This is a genomic window from Micromonospora lupini (assembly GCF_026342015.1).
Lineage (GTDB): Bacteria > Actinomycetota > Actinomycetes > Mycobacteriales > Micromonosporaceae > Micromonospora > Micromonospora lupini_B.
The window spans coordinates 135302-150487 of sequence record NZ_JAPENL010000002.1 but is presented as its reverse complement, the minus strand read 5'-3'; the positions used below and the strand labels follow the sequence as shown (position 1 = coordinate 150487).

Here is a 15186-nt window from a genome sequence, read left to right as displayed (position 1 = left end):
GCGGGCCGGCCGATCGGGTGACCCCCGACCGGCCGGCCCGCGTTCGTGTACGCCCGGGTCACGCCGCCAGGGTGGCGAAGACGACGATGTTGTCCCGATAGCTCCTGGCGGCCTCGTCGAACTGGCCACCGCAGGTGACCACCCGCAGGCCGGGCCGGTCGTTCGGCCCGTAGACCAGGTCGGTGGGGAAGGACGTCTTCGGGTACGACTTCACCGAGTCGACCCGGAACGTCGCCGGCTGGCCGTCCGCCCGCTGCACAGTGATCGTGTCACCGGGCACGAGCGAGCCGAGGTCGAAGAAGACGGCCGGGCCGAGCTTCGCCGAGTCCACGTGCCCAACGATTACCGCGTTACCTGTCTCACCAGGGCTCGCGCCCGGCTCGTACCAGCCAGCCTGGTCGGCCTGCTCCAACGGGGGGACCTGGACGGTGCCGTCCGGGTTGGTGCCGAGCGACATGATCGTCGCGTTGACGCCGATGCGGGGGATCTCGATGGTGGTCGGGGCAGCCCGGTTCAGCCCGTCGGGAACGTCGTCAGGCGCGGCGTGCTCCCCGCCGTCCGGCGCGGTGGCGTCGCTGCCGGTGGCCGTCGGCCCGGAGACCTCGGGGCCGGCCTGGGCGAGCGGTTGCGGAGGGCGGGCAGCGGGCCGGTCCTGCAACGAGGCGCCGATCATGCCGGCGCCGATCATGGCCAGGGTGACGACGACGGCCGTGCCGGCGGCACGCCACGGTCTCCCGTGACGGCCGCCGGCCCGTGTCGCCGTCACGTCAGACGAGCGAACCATCGGTCCGCCGACGACGCATCAGAACGATCCCGCCCAGCGCGGCAGCGCCGAGCAGGCCCGCACCACCGGTGGCCAGGCCACGGTCGGTGCCGGTGCTGACGCCGCCGTCACCACCGTCGACCCCACCGTGGGGCAGGACTACCAGTTCGCCCTCGCCGCACGAGCCCTTGAGCTCGTAGCGACCCGGCTTGGCGTCCTTGTCGACCTTGGCGTCGCCGTAGTACACGAACTCGCGCTCGTCGTCCGAGCCGTGCTCGTCCTTGGACTCCCAGCCCTTGCTGTCTTCGTCCTTGGACTCCCAGCCCTTGCTGTCTTCGTCCTTGGACTCCCAGCCCTTGCTGTCTTCGTCCTTGGACTCCCAGCCCTTGCTGTCTTCGTCCTTGGACTCCCAGCCCTTGCTGTCTTCGTCCTTGGACTCCCAGCCCTTGCTGTCTTCGTCCTTGGACTCCCAGCCCTTGCTGTCTTCGTCCTTGGACTCCCAGCCCTTGCTGTCTTCGTCCTTGGACTCCCAGCCCTTGCTGTCTTCGTCCTTGGACTCCCAGCCCTTGCTGTCTTCGTCCTTGGACTCCCAGCCCTTGCTGTCTTCGTCCTTGGACTCCCAGCCCTTGCTGTCTTCGTCCTTGGACTCCCAGCCCTTGCTGTCTTCGTCCTTGGACTCCCAGCCCTTGCTGTCTTCGTCCTTGGACTCCCAGCCCTTGCTGTCTTCGTCCTTGGACTCCCAGCCCTTGCTGTCTTCGTCCTTGGACTCCCAGCCCTTGCTGTCTTCGTCCTTGGACTCCCAGCCCTTGCTGTCCTCGTCCTTGGACTCCGAGTCCTTCTGCTCGTGGCTGTCGTCCGCGTCCTGGCCGTGCTCCTCGCCCTTCCAGTCCTTGCTGTCCTCGTCGCCGTAGGCGTCGGCGGCAGCGCCGCCGCCCTGCCCGCCGGGCTGGGCGTCGTCGGACTTGTCGTCGCCGTTCTCGTCCTTGCCCTCGTGGCCCTTACCCTGCTCGTCGGCCTTGTCGTCCTTGCCGTGCTCGTCCTTGGCCTTGTCGTCCTTGGCCTTGTCGTCCTTGGCCTTGTCGTCCTTGCCGTGCTCGTCCTTGGCCTTGTCGTCCTTGCCCTCGTCGTCCTTGCCGTGCTCGTCCTTGCCCTTGTCGTCGTGGTCGTAGGAGTCCTCCTCCTCGCTCCACTCGCCGCGGTCCTCGCCCCGGTCGTCCCGCGCCGGCTCGAGCTTGACCTTGCCGGTGACCTTGGACCACACGTACGCGTGCTCCTGCCGATCCGGGCAGATCTCGAGGAGCTTGACCTCGTCGCCGGCCTTCACGACGTGCGGCTTGGCGTAGACCTTGCCGTCCTCGCCGTGGTGCCCGTCAGCGAACGCGATCCCCGGCGCGAACACCAGGAGCGACGCGCCGCCGAGTGCGGCGCCCGCAACGACCTTCCCGAGCATCTTCTTAGCCATGACCTGCGTCACTCCATCCCTGTTGTCCTGAGCCCGGCGACAACCGAGCTACGACCGACGTTAGACCGTTTCATGACTAATGAAGTGAAAGATTCGCGTTTTAACCTTTGCTGGTGGTAAGCGGCAAAGGGGTGCTACGCGGCTTTCTCGGCTCGCAGTGCCGTCTCGAACCCCGCACGACCTTGCGCGTGCCCCGCGCTGTTGCCGACCCGCAGTGCTCGGCCAGCGGTTGTCATCCGGTAACGGGCGGCAGGTGCCGCTCGCGCTGCTCGGGGGTATCGTCCGAGTTGAGGGCGGGCCGCGCATCGAGCCATTGCCATGGAAGCGCTCCCATGCAAGAATCGGCGCACGCGGTTCGGGGAGCCACACCGCGCAGGCAGGGCGTCGAGGGCATCCGGTTCGCCGGACGACAACCGGCCGCCGATCGGTCGGCCGCACGCCGGCCAATCACCACCAACACCACCACCGCCCGTCCGGGTCGGGCACCCCCCAATAAATCCCGTGGCGCCGGAGGCCGTCCGTGCAGGACGCCCGCCGGGCCGTCTCGCCGGGCCGTACGCGAGCCCGGTCTCGCCCAAGGAGATCAGTGGCATGAATGTGTGGAGAAGGCTGTCCGGCCCACGCCGGACCCTGGCGCTCGCCGGGGCGGGCGTCCTGGTCGCCGGCGGGCTGGTGACGATCCCGGTCACCGCGGCGCAGGCCGCGACGCAGTGCGACATCGCGTACACGACCAACGACTGGCAGGGTGGCTTCACCGCCAACATCACCATCAAGAACCTCGGCGACCCGGTCAACGGCTGGACGCTTGGCTGGACCTTCCCCAACTCCAGCCAGCGGGTGCAGCAGGGCTGGTCGGCCGAGTTCAGCCAGTCCGGCAGCCAGGTCACCGCCCGCAGCCTGTCCTACAACGGCAGCCTCGCCGCTGGCGCGTCGACAACCATCGGCTTCAACGGCGCCTGGAGCGGCAGCAACCCGAAGCCGACCTCGTTCACCCTGAACGGCGTGGTCTGCAACGGCGGCGGTAACCCCACCACCCCGCCGCCCACCAGCGCGCCGCCGACCACGCCTCCGCCGACCACGCCTCCGCCGACGACGCCTCCGCCGACCACGCCTCCGCCCACCACGCCTCCGCCCACCACGCCTCCTCCGGGCACCAAGGTGGACAACCCGTACGCCGGTGTGCGCGGATACGTGAACCCGGAGTGGAAGGCCAAGGCGGACGCCGAGACGGGCGGCAGCCGGGTCTCCAACAACCCCACCGCCGTCTGGCTGGACCGGATCGCCGCCATCAACGGCACTCCGGACAGCAGCTCGAACGGCGCGTTCGGGGTGCGGGAGCACCTGGACGAGGCGCTGCGCCAGGGTGCCGGCTACATCCAGTTCGTGATCTACAACCTGCCCGGCCGCGACTGCTCCGCGCTCTCCTCGAACGGTGAGCTGGGCCCGGACGAGCTGCCCCGGTACAAGGCCGAGTACATCGACCCGATCGCGGCGATCCAGTCCGACTCGAAGTACCGGAACATCCGGATCATCAACGTCATCGAGATCGACTCGCTGCCGAACATCGTGACCAACACCTCGGGTCAGCCCGGCGGCACGGCCATGTGCGACACGGTCAAGGCCAACGGCGCGTACGTCAACGGTGTCGGCTACGCCCTGGCCAAGCTGGGCGCGATCGGCAACGTCTACAACTACATCGACGCCGGGCACCACGGCTGGCTCGGCTGGGACTCGAACTTCGGCCCGACCGCCGACATCCTGAAGACCGCCGCTGTCGCGTCCGGCAGCACTGTCAACAACGTGCACGGCTTCATCACCAACACCGCCAACTACTCGGCGCTCACGGAGCCGTACTTCAAGGTCACCGACAACGTGAACGGCCAGACGGTGCGGCAGTCCAAGTGGATCGACTGGAACTTCTACGTCGATGAGCTGTCCTTCGCCCAGGCGTTCCGTACCAAGCTGATCTCGGTCGGCTTCAACTCCAACATCGGCATGCTGATCGACACGTCCCGCAACGGTTGGGGCGGCTCCGCCCGGCCCACCGGCCCGGGCGCGACCACAAGCGTGGACACGTACGTCAACGGTGGTCGGATCGACCGCCGGTACCACGCCGGCAACTGGTGCAACCAGGCCGGTGCCGGTCTCGGCGAGCGGCCGCGGGCGAACCCGGCGACGGGCATCGACGCGTACGTCTGGGTGAAGCCCCCGGGCGAGTCGGACGGCTCCAGCAAGGAGATCCCGAACAACGAGGGCAAGGGCTTCGACCGGATGTGCGACCCGACGTACGGCGGCAACGCCCGCAACGGCAACAGCCCGTCGGGTGCGCTGCCGGACGCGCCGATCTCCGGTGCGTGGTTCTCCGCCCAGTTCCAGGAGCTCATGCGCAACGCCTACCCGGCTCTCTGAGCGGGTAGCTCACGCGCCAACCCGCCGCCGGCAGTAGGTGAGGCACTGCCGGCGGCAGGTTCCCCCGGGGTCCCCGGTCCGACCGTTTCGGTCGGGCCGGGGACCCCACCCCTTTTCCGCCAGCTTGGCGCTTGTCGCCATCGGGCTGTGGCTGCTGCCGGTGCTGATCGCGCCGCCGCCGGCCAGCCGGGTCAGGGCACGGTGCGATCGATCGCCGCGCGGCCCTGCTCGGCCAGGTCGCGGCGAGCCTTGTCCAGGTTCTCCGGGGTGAGGTCCTGTCCGCGGGCCATCACCAGGTCCTCCGGCTCCCAGGGCTGTTCCGCTCCCGTGCGGATGTTGTCGCCGCCCGCGCCGGTGCCCGTCCCGGTCGCGCCGGTGCCGGCGCCGTAGGGGTCCCCGATCAGGTCGTCGGTGTCCGGAGCGAGGTCCTCCGGCCGGCCGCGGGGCTCGGTGAAGGTCGGCGTGTCACGGTCGGGCCCGCCCCCGCTCCGCAACTGCGGCACGGTGCTGTCGTCGTCCACCGCAGCGGCCGTTTGCGGGCTCTCCTCCAGCGGCGGTCGGCGGTCGCGATCGGTCATGGTGCTGCCTCCTGTGTCCGACACGTTGCCTGATCCCCGTGGCGTACCCCCTGCGTCCGCGCCCATGCGCGACGCCGGCGCCGCCCACGGGGACGGTGCCGGCGGTCGGGCCTGGCGTCAGCTGCCGGGCTGCTGCTCGTTCGGTTTCGGCGCCTCGGCCGGGCGCACCCACTGCCAGAGCAGCATGAGCAGCCCGAAGGCGAGCATCGCCAGACCCGCCCACAGGTTGATCCGGACGCCCTCGGCCTTGTCGATCTCGGCCCGGCTGTCGAAGATGCCGATCAACGTCACGATGATCCCGTACACCACGAAGAGGCCACCGATCACCCGACGGATGTCGAACAGTCGGGCGGCGGCGGAGCGGCGCTCCTCCGCCTGCGTCTCGTCGATCAGCGGGTCCTGCGCCGGCTGGCCGTCGTTGCTCATCTGCCGACTCCTTTCTAGAAGACCGGGATGTAGAAGAGGGCGGCGAGCGCGACCGCGATCACGCCGAGCAGTACTGGGGACCGGTACCAGACGGCGTCGCCGGCGAGCACGTCACCCTTCAGGTCGACGCCGCCCAGCCCGTAGACCAGCCCGCGCAGTTCCTCGTCGCGCTTGGGCGCGGTGAGCGGGGTGAGGATCGCGGCGACCACGGCCACGGTGACGAACGCGATGCCGGCGCCCCAGAAGCTCTCCTCCAGGTCGGAGTTGAAGCCGATCACGCCGCCCTTGTAGAGCAGGTAGGTGGCCAGCGAGGCAAGCGTGCCCAGCAGCAGCGACCAGAAGCCGGCAAGGGCGCTCATCCGCTTCCAGAACATGCCGATGATGAACGTGGCGAACAGCGGCGCGTTGAAGAGCGAGAAGAGCGCCTGGATGTAGTTCATGATGTTGCTGAAGCCGGACGCGATGAACGCCGTCCCGATGCCGATCACCACGGCCGCGACAGTCGCCCACCGGCCGATCCGCAGGTAGTACTCGTCGGACCGGCCACGGCGGACGTACGACTGCCAGATGTCGTAGGTGAAGACGGTGTTGAAGCCACTCACGTTGGCCGCCATGCCGGCCATGAACGAGGCGAGCAGGCCGGTGACCGCCACCCCGAGCACGCCGTTGGGCAGCAGGTCGCGCATCAGCAGCGGGATCGCGTTGTTGTACTGAAGGTCGCCCTTGTCCGCGCCGAGCCCCTTCACCGTCACCAGGGCCACCAGGCCCGGAATGATCGTGACCAGGGGGATGAACAGCTTCGGGTACGCGGCGATGATCGGCGTACGCCGGGCGGCGCTCATGTTCTTCGCGGACAGCGCCCGCTGCACCTCGGCGAAGTTCGTCGTCCAGTAGCCGAACGAGAGCACGAAGCCGAGACCGAACACGATGCCGATCCACTGCGCGCCGAGCGGGTTGTCGGTGCTGGCGGTGTCCTGCCAGGCGTGCAGACCCGCCTCGCCGAGCTTCGAGTCGCGGACCGCGTCCATCAGCCCGCTCACCCCGCCGACCTTGACCAGGCCGATCACCGTGACCGGGATGAGGCCGGCCAGGATGACGAAGAACTGGAGCACCTCGTTGTAGATCGCCCCGGTCAGGCCACCGATGGTGATGTACGCCAGCACGATCGCCGCGCCGACCACGATCGCGGTCCAGAGCGGCCAGCCGAGCAGCGCCTGCATGACCAGGGCCAGCGCGTAGAGGTTCACGCCGGCGATCAGCACCTGGGCGACGGCGAAGCTGAGCGCGTTCAGCAGGTGGGTCGGCCTGTTGAAGCGCAGCCGCAGGTACTCGGGCACGCTGCGGACCTTGGACCCGTAGTAGAAGGGCATCATCACGATGCCCAGGAAGACCATCGCCGGCACCGCGCCGATCCAGTAGTAGTGGACAGTCATGACGCCGTACTGGGCGCCGTTCGCCGCCATGCCGATGATCTCCAGGGCCCCCAGGTTCGCGGAGACGAACGCGAGGCCTGTCACCCAGGCCGGCAGGGAGCGGCCGGAGAGGAAGAAGTCGACGCTGGTCCGGATCGCCCGCCGGGCGGCGAAGCCCACCCCGAGGACCGTGACGAAGTACAGCGCAAGAATCAGGTAGTCCAGCCCGTTCATATTGAGCCGCAGACCGCCGCCGTCCATCCCGTCACCCCTCGTCCCGACGTTGGCACCGGTTTGATGCGCGCGCCGTATTACCCACTACGCGAGGTTTCACACCTGCGCGTCCGCTGCGGTGGGTTCGCGCCCTCGCGGGTGACTCGGCCAGGCTGTACCGCTGGCAGGTGTCGAGGCGCTCGGCAGCCTCCCCCAGGACGCCAAGGGGCGCCCCGGCCTGCCGGGGCGCCCCTCGATCGTGTCGCTCAGCGACCCAGTACGCGGTCCAGGAAGTCGCGGTAGTTGCGGACAGCCATCCGCAACTGCTCGGTGTCCGCCGAGCCGGCGTCCTGCCAACCGCCGAGCGTGTTTTTCTGCGCGGCCAGCGCGGAGGCGAGGGCCTGGATGGCCTCCTCCACGAGGGCCTGTGCCTCGCCGGCCGCGGCGTGCGGGTCATCGACGAAACGCAGCTGCACGTCCCGCCAGCGGTCCCGGAAGCCCTGTGCGGTGTCCCCGTCGAGCAGCGTGGCCGGTTCGGCGGCGACTGTCGAACCGGCGGGACGCGACGTCCCGGCGGACTCCAGGGAGGTGCCGGCCGCCTCGGTGGTGACCGTTTCGTCGTCGGCGTCCGGGTCGACCATGTCCGGGGACGCGCTGCCGTAGCCGGCCGCGCCGGCGGCGGCCGCGTCGGGATCGCCGGCCCAGTCGGTCAGGTCGCCGCGTCGCTCGGGCGCACCGTCCGTGCTGTCGGCGGCGACGACTGTGCGCGTGTCGGCGTCCGCGTGCCTGTCGTCGACGTCCGGGTCGGCGACCTCGTCGGTCGCCGGTGTGGCGTCCCGGTCGGTCTCCGGGACACCGTCGCGGCGGTGCAGTTCGGCGGTGGGGTCGGCGCGCAGACCCTCCCGCTCGCCGTCCTCGGCGCCGTCGCCCGGTTGGGCGGTCCGCTCGGCCCGCGGGTCCGGCTGGTCCTGCGGGTACGGGCTTGCCAGCGCGGACGCCGCCACCGCGTCGGCAACTGTGGTGGCGCCGAAGGCAGTCGGCAGCGGCCCCGGCTCGTGGAAGCCACCCTCGTCGTCGGGCCGGTTCCGGCGCTCGGTGTCCTCGGCCCGTGGGTCGTCGGCCCACTCGGTGTCGGCCCGTTCGTCGGCGGCCCGTTCGTCGGCGAGCCTGTCGTCGTCGGCGAGCCGGTCGTCGTCGGCGAGCCGGTCGTCGTCGGTCCGGTCGTGCAGGGCGCCCGGGTCGGTGCCGTTGGCCCGCTCGTGGTCGGTGGTCGGGTCGTCGGTGGTCGGGTCGTCGTCGGTGGTCAGGTCGCGGTCGGTGGTCGGGTCGTCGAAGGTGCCCCGGTCGTCCAGGGCGTCCTCGGGTACGTCCGGGTGGGCGGCCCGGTCGCCGGTCGGCGGCACCGGCACCGGCGCGGACCGGACGGCCTCCGGGTGGTCGTTGCTCACCTGCTGCTCTTCGTGGCGCATCGGTGGCCTCCTCAGCGGCTCGTGGCGTCGTGCGGAGTGTCCGGGTGGGAACCCTTTTCGGGAGTGCGCTGACCGACCGGCTCCTCACCGAGCAGGTCGGCGAAGAGGGACCGGTAGTGGACGACCGCCTGGCGCAGCTCCTCGGTGCTCGCCTCCCCCCGGGAGTTGCGGAGGTGGATCTCGTGCGCGTCCCGGTAGTTGGTAAGCGTGCGGGCGTGCTCGACGGAGAGGTGGGCGATCTGGTCGGAGAAGTCCCCGGTCGGGTAGCCCTGCTCCTCGATGAGCCGGGTGACCAGTTCGTCCGCGTCGCCCACGGTCTCGCCCGGCGAGTCGATGAAGCGGATCTGGAGCTCTTCCCAGGCGGTGGCGTAACGGGCCCGGGACTCCGGGCTGAGCGGGGTGAGCGTGAGCTCGGCGTGCCGGCGTTCCCGGTCGCGCAGCTCGCGCTCCGCGGCGGACCGGCTGTCCTGCTCCTGCACCACCCGGTCGTACTCCGGCCCGAACCGGCTGCGCAGTGCGCGGCGACGGCCGATCGTCCGGACGGCCACGGCGAGCGCCGCGACGATCACCAGCACGACGAGCACGATGACGATTATCTGCGTGGGCGACATGGGCTCCTCCTTCGTTCCCTGGTATTCCCTCCGCGCACTGATCGCCAATCCCGATCCGAGGCACTTTCCTCGCCGACCCCGGTCGGGTGTCGCCACATTCTGGCGAAAACTTGACTCATTCCAGATAAGGCGGTTGGGTGGGTGGTGCCCGCCGTACGCCCGCGAGCGACCCGCCCCGGCCAACCCGGGACCGGTCGGGTACGCCGCACCACGCCTCCGGAGGAGACCGATGAGCGACCCGCAGGCCGACAGGCCGACCCTCACCACCCGCCAGGGTCACCCCGTGCACAACAACCAGCAGCAGCGGACGGTCGGCTCGCGCGGGCCCGCCACGCTGGAGAACTACCACTTCCTGGAGAAGATCAGTCACTTCGACCGGGAACGCATCCCGGAGCGGGTGGTGCACGCGCGCGGCTTCGTCGCGCACGGTGAGTTCGAGGCGTACGGGACTATCGGCGACGAGCCGGCCGCCACGTACACCCGAGCCAAGCTGTTCCAGACGAGGGGGTTGAAGACCCCTGTCACCATCCGCTTCTCCACAGTCATCGGCGGCCGGGACTCCTCCGAGGCCGCCCGCGACCCGCGCGGCTTCGCTGTCAAGTTCCGCACCCGGGACGGCAACTGGGATCTGGTGGGCAACAACCTCCAGGTCTTCTTCATCCGCGACGCGATCAAGTTCCCCGACGTGATCCACTCGCTGAAGCCCGACCCGGTGACCTTCCGCCAGGAGCCGAACCGCATCTTCGACCTCATGTCCGACACGCCCGAGTCGATGCACATGCTGACCTGGCTCTTCTCCCCGTACGGCATCCCGCGCAACTACCGCACGATGCGCGGGTCGGGCGTGAACACCTACCGCCTGGTGAACGCCCAGGGCGAGGGCGTGCTCGTCAAGTTCCACTGGTTGACCCAGCAGGGCGAGCAGAACCTGACCCAGGCCGAGGCGGACGCGATCCAGGCCACCGAGCTGGGCCACGCCTCCCGGGACCTGTACGAGGCGATCGAGCGCGGCGAGTACCCGCAGTGGGAGCTGAACGTGCAGATCATGAGCGACGACGAGCATCCCGAGCTGGACTTCGACCCGCTCGACGACACCAAGATCTGGCCGGAGGAGCAGTTCCCCTACCTGCCGGTCGGCATGATGACGCTCAACCGCAACATCAGCGACCACCACAACGAGAACGAGCAGATCGCCTTCGGCACCGGTGTGCTCGTCGACGGGATCGACTTCTCCGACGACAAGATGCTCGTCGGGCGGACGTTCTCCTACTCGGACACCCAGCGCTACCGGGTCGGTCCGAACTACCTCCAACTTCCGGTGAACAGGCCGCGCGAGGACGTCCAGGTCAGCACCAACCAGGGCGGCGGTGCGATGTCGTACGGGGTGGACAACCGCGGCGGCAACCCGCACATCAACTTCGAGCCGTCCTCCGTCGCCGGGCTCCAGGAGGCCGACGAGTCCTACCGTGAGTACCGGCCCTTCGTCTCCGGGCACGTCATGAAGGCCCCGATCGAGCGGCAGAACAACTACGCGCAGGCCGGCCACCGCTTCCGCGAGATGACCGACGCCGAGCGCGACGACCTGGTGCACAACCTGACCACGCTGCTGGCCCAGTGTGACAAGCACATCCAGGAGAAGATGGTCTGGCACTTCAGCCAGTGCGACGCGAGCTACGGCCGGCGCGTCGCCGAGGGGCTCGGCATCGCCGACACCATCTGATCCGAACCGGTGTCACGAGCGCCCCGTCGGTGGACCGGTGGGGCGCTCGTCGTACCGGCGTAGGCGCATTTCGCAGCGTCGATGTCGACGCGACGGGCGGTAGTGCAACCGGGCGCGATTACGTATCCTGCCCAAGGCGCCCGCGCCGGTGCCCGGCCCGACGGCCGGGTGCGCGACCGGCGAGCGCGTTGCCCGGCGGTGCCGGCGCCCCTCCTGCCACCCCTGTACGGGCGAGGTCTGATGAGAACCCGCGACTGGCCGATCCGCTCGAAGCTGACCGCGTTGGTCGTCGCTCCGGTGACCGCGCTCCTCGCGCTGTGGATCTTCGCGACGACGCTGACGTTCGGCCCCGCCCTGAACCTGCTCTCCGCGCGCACCCTGCTGTACGACCTGGGCCGCCCCGGCGAGGCGGTCGTCACCGAGCTGCAGCGGGAGCGTCGACTGTCGGTGGTGCAGCTCGCCGGCACCACCGAGCTGCCCGCCCTGGCCGACCAGCGCCGGCGTACGGATCGGGCGGTCGCCGAGCTGCGTCGTCGGGTCGACGGGGAGGCGTTGCGCGACGCCGCCGACGACCTGTTGGAGGACCGGGTCGACAGGCTTGTCGCCGCCCTGGCGGCATTGCCTACCGGTCGGGACTTCATCGACGACGGCATGATGGACCGCGCCGGCGCCCTCGGCCTCTACAGCGGCATGGTCTCGGCTGCCTTCCAGGCGTTCTCCGCGATGGCGAACCTGAGCGATCCGGCCATCAACCGACAGGCGCTGGCCCTCACCTCGCTGGGCCGTTCCCGGGAGCTGCTCGGCCAGACCGACGCCATGCTGGCCGGTGTGCTGACCGCCGGGAAGTTCGCCGAGGGGGAGCACGCCCTGCTCGTACAGGCCATCGGCAACCAGCGGTGGCTCACCGAGAGCGCGGTGTCCGACCTGCCCGAGGCCGGGCGTGCCGCGTACCAGCGACTGACCGAGAGCCCGGCGTTCACCAGCCTGCGCGCCATGCAGGACGCGTTGATCGGGGCCAACGGGTCCGGTCGGCCACCTGTGGACGCGGCGTCGTGGCAGGCCAGCCACGACGCCGTACAGCAGCAGTTGCGCGACTTCGAGCTGGCCGAGGCCGACGGGCTCACCGACCGTTCGGTGCCGGTGGCCGTCTGGATCCTGGTCCGGCTGGCCGCCGCCGGGGTGCTCGGGCTCGCCGCCGTGGTGGTCTCGGTGCTTGTGGCGTTGCGGGTCGGCCGCACCCTGGTCCGGCGACTCAGCGGGGTCCGTACCGCCGCCCTGGAGTTGGCCGAGCACCGGCTGCCGGACGTGGTGACCCGACTGCGCCGCGGCGAGCAGGTCGACGTCGCCCGGGAGGCGCCACCCCTTGAGTACGGCAACGACGAGATCGGCGAGGTCGGGCGGGCCTTCACCGAGGTGCAGCGCACCGCCGTCCAGGCCGCCGTGGACGAGGTCACCCTGCGCCGAGGGCTCAACGAGGTGTTCCTCAACATCGCCCGGCGCAGCCAGGGCCTGGTGCACCGGCAGCTGCACCTGCTGGACCGGATGGAGCGTCGCGCCGAGGATCCGGACGAGCTCGCCGAACTGTTCCAGGTGGACCACCTGGCGACCCGACTCCGCCGGCACGCCGAGGACCTGGTCATTCTCGCCGGTTCCGCGCCCGGCCGAGGGTGGCGCAACCCGGTCGCGATGGTCGACCTGGTCCGCGGCGCGATCAGCGAGGTCGAGGCGTACGACCGGGTGGACATCACCACCGTGCAGCCTGTCGGCGTGCTGGGCCGAGCGGTCGGCGACATCATCCACCTGCTCGCCGAGCTGGTCGAGAACGCCACAGCCTTCTCCCCGCCGGCCACCCGGGTGACCATCACCGGGGAGCAGGTCGCCAACGGGTACGTCCTGGAGGTCACCGACCAGGGCCTGGGGATGTCCGCCGCAGCGCTGGAGAGCGCCAACACCCGGCTGGCCAGCTCGCCCGAGTTCGACCCGGCGCAGAGTGCCCGACTCGGCCTGTTCGTGGTGGCCCGGCTGGCGGCCCGGCACGCCGTCCGCGTGCGGCTGCGGCCCTCCGAGGCGGGCGGCGTCACCGCAGTTGTGCTGGTCCCCACCGACCTGGTCACCACCGAGCCTCCGGCGGGCCCCGACCCCACCACGCTTGCCGCCCCCTCGGGCGACAGGCGTCTGGCCCGACCCGTGCGCCGAGGCGCGGTGCCCCGGCCCCGCGCCGGCCGCACCAGCGCGGCCGTGGCCGCGACCGCCACCGACGACCTGCCCACCCTCGCCCTGCCCACGGGCCCGACGCCGGACCGACCGTCGGCCGACGCGCCGGGCGTCGACGGCGGGTCGCCGTCCGACGGAGAGACTGACGACCTGGAGGGTCTGCCCCGGCGGGTGCGACGGCGTGCCCCCACCGCCCTGCCCCGGTCCACAGTCGCCGACGCGCCGACGCCACGATCGCCGGAGGAGGTCCGCAAGGTCATGGCGGCCCTCCAGGCCGGCACGGCACGCGGCCGGGCCACAGTCGTCGCTCCGGGCTCGGCCACTCGGGGCGGTGCGCCCGGCACGACCACCCCGGCGAGCCGGCCGGACGCGACCCCGGCCGCGGCAGGCCCGGATCCGGCGCCTCCGACGGCCTCCGAACCTCCGACCGCGACTGAGAGGGACGCCTAGTGCGGCAAACGACGAAGCAGAGCGACAGCCTCGACTGGTTGCTCGACGAGCTGGTGCAACGCGTACCGGCCGCCCGGGAGGCGGTGGTGCTCTCCGCCGACGGGCTGCTGCTCGGCGCCTCCGCCGAGTTGGAGCGCTCCGACGCCGAGCACCTCTGCGCGCTGGCCGCCGGCTTCTCCAGCCTGGCCCGGGGCGCGAGCCGGCACGTGGACGGCGGCCCGGTCCGGCAGACCGTGGTGGAGATGGAGTCCGCGTACCTCTTCGTCACCGCCGCCGGGCAGGGCGCCTGCCTGGCCGTGGTGAGCGACGCCGACGCGGACATCGGCCTGGTCGCGTACGAGATGGCGATGCTTGTCATCCGCGTGGGGGAGAACCTCACCGCCGCCGCCCGACAGTCGACGGATGCCGGTGATGCGGGCTGAGCCGCCCGGCCCCCAGCACGAGTGGCTGGACGGCGACGCGGGCCCGGTGGTCCGCCCGTACACGCTCACCGGCGGCCGGGTGCGCTCGGCCGTCGACGGGTTCGACCTGGTCGCGTTCGTGCTGGCCGGCTCGGACCTCGACCTGGCGGCCCACCCGCAGCTGCCGCCCGAGCATCGGCGGCTGGTCACGTTGGCCGGTCGCCCGGTGTCGGTGGCCGAGCTGGCGGCCGAGCTGGACCTCGCGGTCGGGGTGATCCGGGTGCTGCTCGGTGACCTCCTCGCTCAGGGGCTGGTCGCGGTGCACGAGCCGCCGGCCGGCGGCGATCTTCCCGACGACGACATCCTCAAGGCGGTGGTCAGTGGACTCCGTGCGCTATGACCAGGCGGGCACCTCGTTCACCGTCCCGCTGGCACTGAAGATCCTCATCGCCGGGGGCTTCGGTGCAGGCAAGACGACGCTTGTGAGCGCGTTGAGCGAGGTTCGACCGCTGCAGACCGAGGAGGTGCTCACCGACGCCGGCATCGGCACCGACGACACCTCCGGGGTGGAGGGCAAGTCGACCACAACTGTGGCGATGGACTTCGGCCGGATCACTATCAACGACGACCTTCAGGTGTACCTCTTCGGCACCCCTGGCCAGGACCGGTTCTGGTTCCTCTGGGACGAGTTGGCCTTCGGCGCGCTCGGCGCGGTGGTGCTCGCCGACACGCGGCGGCTGGCCGACTGCTTCCCCTCCATCGACTACTTCGAGCAGCGCGGCATCCCGTTCGTGGTGGGCGTGAACTGCTTCGAGGACACCCGTCGGTTCGAGCTGGACACCGTACGCCGGGCTCTCGACCTGGATCCGGACGTGCCGATGGTGCTCTGCGACGCCCGGGACCGGCAGTCCGGCAAGCTGGTGTTGATCTCCCTGGTCGAGCACGTGGCCCGGCAGCGCGGTGAGCCGGTGCCGGCCGCCTGACCCGGCCCCGCCGTACCGGCGGCGGCCCGTCGACGGGGGAGCGGCGGGCCGATCTGGTCCGCGGAAAGCCGGTTA

At 70.7% G+C, this 15186-nt stretch carries 13 protein-coding genes; 6 read left to right on the top strand and 7 right to left on the bottom strand.

Annotation, left to right across the window (positions count from 1 at the left end; translation table 11 throughout):
- Positions 1-58: 58 nt before the first annotated feature.
- The gene (locus OOJ91_RS15480; RefSeq protein WP_266245665.1) at positions 59-766 is read right to left on the bottom strand and encodes a class F sortase; all 708 of its coding nucleotides are present in this window, start codon (positions 764-766) and stop codon (positions 59-61) included.
- Between the two features lies 1 nt (position 767).
- A complete protein-coding gene (locus OOJ91_RS15475) occupies positions 768-2225 on the bottom strand; it encodes a hypothetical protein (RefSeq protein WP_266245663.1) in 1458 nt (485 codons plus the stop codon).
- Positions 2226-2816: 591 nt separating this feature from the next.
- Between OOJ91_RS15475 and OOJ91_RS15470 the strand changes: the two genes are divergently transcribed.
- Entirely contained in the window at positions 2817-4634 is a 1818-nt protein-coding gene (locus OOJ91_RS15470) for a glycoside hydrolase family 6 protein (protein WP_266245662.1), read from the top strand.
- Positions 4635-4825: 191 nt separating this feature from the next.
- Here OOJ91_RS15470 and OOJ91_RS15465 read toward each other — a convergent pair whose 3' ends face one another.
- From OOJ91_RS15465 to OOJ91_RS15445, 5 genes are all read right to left on the bottom strand, one after another.
- Positions 4826-5212, bottom strand: a complete 387-nt coding sequence (locus OOJ91_RS15465) for a hypothetical protein (RefSeq protein ID WP_266245661.1) — start codon at positions 5210-5212, stop codon at positions 4826-4828.
- A 117-nt stretch (positions 5213-5329) separates the two neighbouring features.
- Positions 5330-5638 carry a hypothetical protein gene (locus OOJ91_RS15460; protein WP_266245659.1) on the bottom strand — a complete coding sequence of 103 codons (309 nt, stop codon included), beginning with the start codon at positions 5636-5638 and terminating at the stop codon, positions 5330-5332.
- Between the two features lie 14 nt (positions 5639-5652).
- Positions 5653-7311 carry a sodium:solute symporter family protein gene (locus OOJ91_RS15455; RefSeq protein WP_266245657.1) on the bottom strand — a complete coding sequence of 553 codons (1659 nt, stop codon included), beginning with the start codon at positions 7309-7311 and terminating at the stop codon, positions 5653-5655.
- A gap of 218 nt (positions 7312-7529) precedes the next feature.
- Positions 7530-8732, bottom strand: a complete 1203-nt coding sequence (locus OOJ91_RS34595) for a hypothetical protein (protein WP_266245655.1) — start codon at positions 8730-8732, stop codon at positions 7530-7532.
- Positions 8733-8743: 11 nt separating this feature from the next.
- On the bottom strand, positions 8744-9343 hold the full coding sequence (locus OOJ91_RS15445) for a hypothetical protein (protein ID WP_266245653.1): 600 nt from the start codon (positions 9341-9343) through the stop codon (positions 8744-8746).
- Between the two features lie 229 nt (positions 9344-9572).
- Here OOJ91_RS15445 and OOJ91_RS15440 point away from each other — a divergent pair, with 229 nt between their 5' ends.
- The 5 genes from OOJ91_RS15440 to OOJ91_RS15420 all read left to right on the top strand — a co-directional run bounded on the left by OOJ91_RS15440 (position 9573) and on the right by OOJ91_RS15420 (position 15111).
- On the top strand, positions 9573-11063 hold the full coding sequence (locus tag OOJ91_RS15440) for a catalase (RefSeq protein WP_266245651.1): 1491 nt from the start codon (positions 9573-9575) through the stop codon (positions 11061-11063).
- A 240-nt stretch (positions 11064-11303) separates the two neighbouring features.
- Positions 11304-13727 (top strand): sensor histidine kinase, encoded by a 2424-nt coding sequence (locus OOJ91_RS15435; RefSeq protein ID WP_266245649.1) that lies wholly within the window; start codon positions 11304-11306, stop codon positions 13725-13727.
- A complete protein-coding gene (locus OOJ91_RS15430; RefSeq protein ID WP_266245648.1) occupies positions 13727-14149 on the top strand; it encodes a roadblock/LC7 domain-containing protein in 423 nt (140 codons plus the stop codon). The genes OOJ91_RS15435 and OOJ91_RS15430 overlap by 1 nt, the downstream gene beginning before the upstream one ends.
- Entirely contained in the window at positions 14139-14528 is a 390-nt protein-coding gene (locus OOJ91_RS15425) for a DUF742 domain-containing protein (protein ID WP_266245646.1), read from the top strand. The genes OOJ91_RS15430 and OOJ91_RS15425 overlap by 11 nt, the downstream gene beginning before the upstream one ends.
- Positions 14509-15111, top strand: coding sequence for a GTP-binding protein (locus OOJ91_RS15420; RefSeq protein WP_266245645.1), 603 nt, complete (start codon positions 14509-14511; stop codon positions 15109-15111). The genes OOJ91_RS15425 and OOJ91_RS15420 overlap by 20 nt, the downstream gene beginning before the upstream one ends.
- Positions 15112-15186 lie beyond the last annotated feature (75 nt).

Coding starts and splice junctions, on each gene's coding strand:
- OOJ91_RS15470 (WP_266245662.1), top strand. CDS start 2,817: ATGAATGTGTGGAGAAGGCTGTCCGGCCCACGCCGGACCCTGGCGCTC.
- OOJ91_RS15475 (WP_266245663.1), bottom strand. CDS start 2,225: ATGGCTAAGAAGATGCTCGGGAAGGTCGTTGCGGGCGCCGCACTCGGC.
- OOJ91_RS15435 (WP_266245649.1), top strand. CDS start 11,304: ATGAGAACCCGCGACTGGCCGATCCGCTCGAAGCTGACCGCGTTGGTC.
- OOJ91_RS15425 (WP_266245646.1), top strand. CDS start 14,139: ATGCGGGCTGAGCCGCCCGGCCCCCAGCACGAGTGGCTGGACGGCGAC.
- OOJ91_RS15460 (WP_266245659.1), bottom strand. CDS start 5,638: ATGAGCAACGACGGCCAGCCGGCGCAGGACCCGCTGATCGACGAGACG.
- OOJ91_RS15440 (WP_266245651.1), top strand. CDS start 9,573: ATGAGCGACCCGCAGGCCGACAGGCCGACCCTCACCACCCGCCAGGGT.
- OOJ91_RS34595 (WP_266245655.1), bottom strand. CDS start 8,732: ATGCGCCACGAAGAGCAGCAGGTGAGCAACGACCACCCGGAGGCCGTC.
- OOJ91_RS15465 (WP_266245661.1), bottom strand. CDS start 5,212: ATGACCGATCGCGACCGCCGACCGCCGCTGGAGGAGAGCCCGCAAACG.
- OOJ91_RS15445 (WP_266245653.1), bottom strand. CDS start 9,343: ATGTCGCCCACGCAGATAATCGTCATCGTGCTCGTCGTGCTGGTGATC.
- OOJ91_RS15455 (WP_266245657.1), bottom strand. CDS start 7,311: ATGGACGGCGGCGGTCTGCGGCTCAATATGAACGGGCTGGACTACCTG.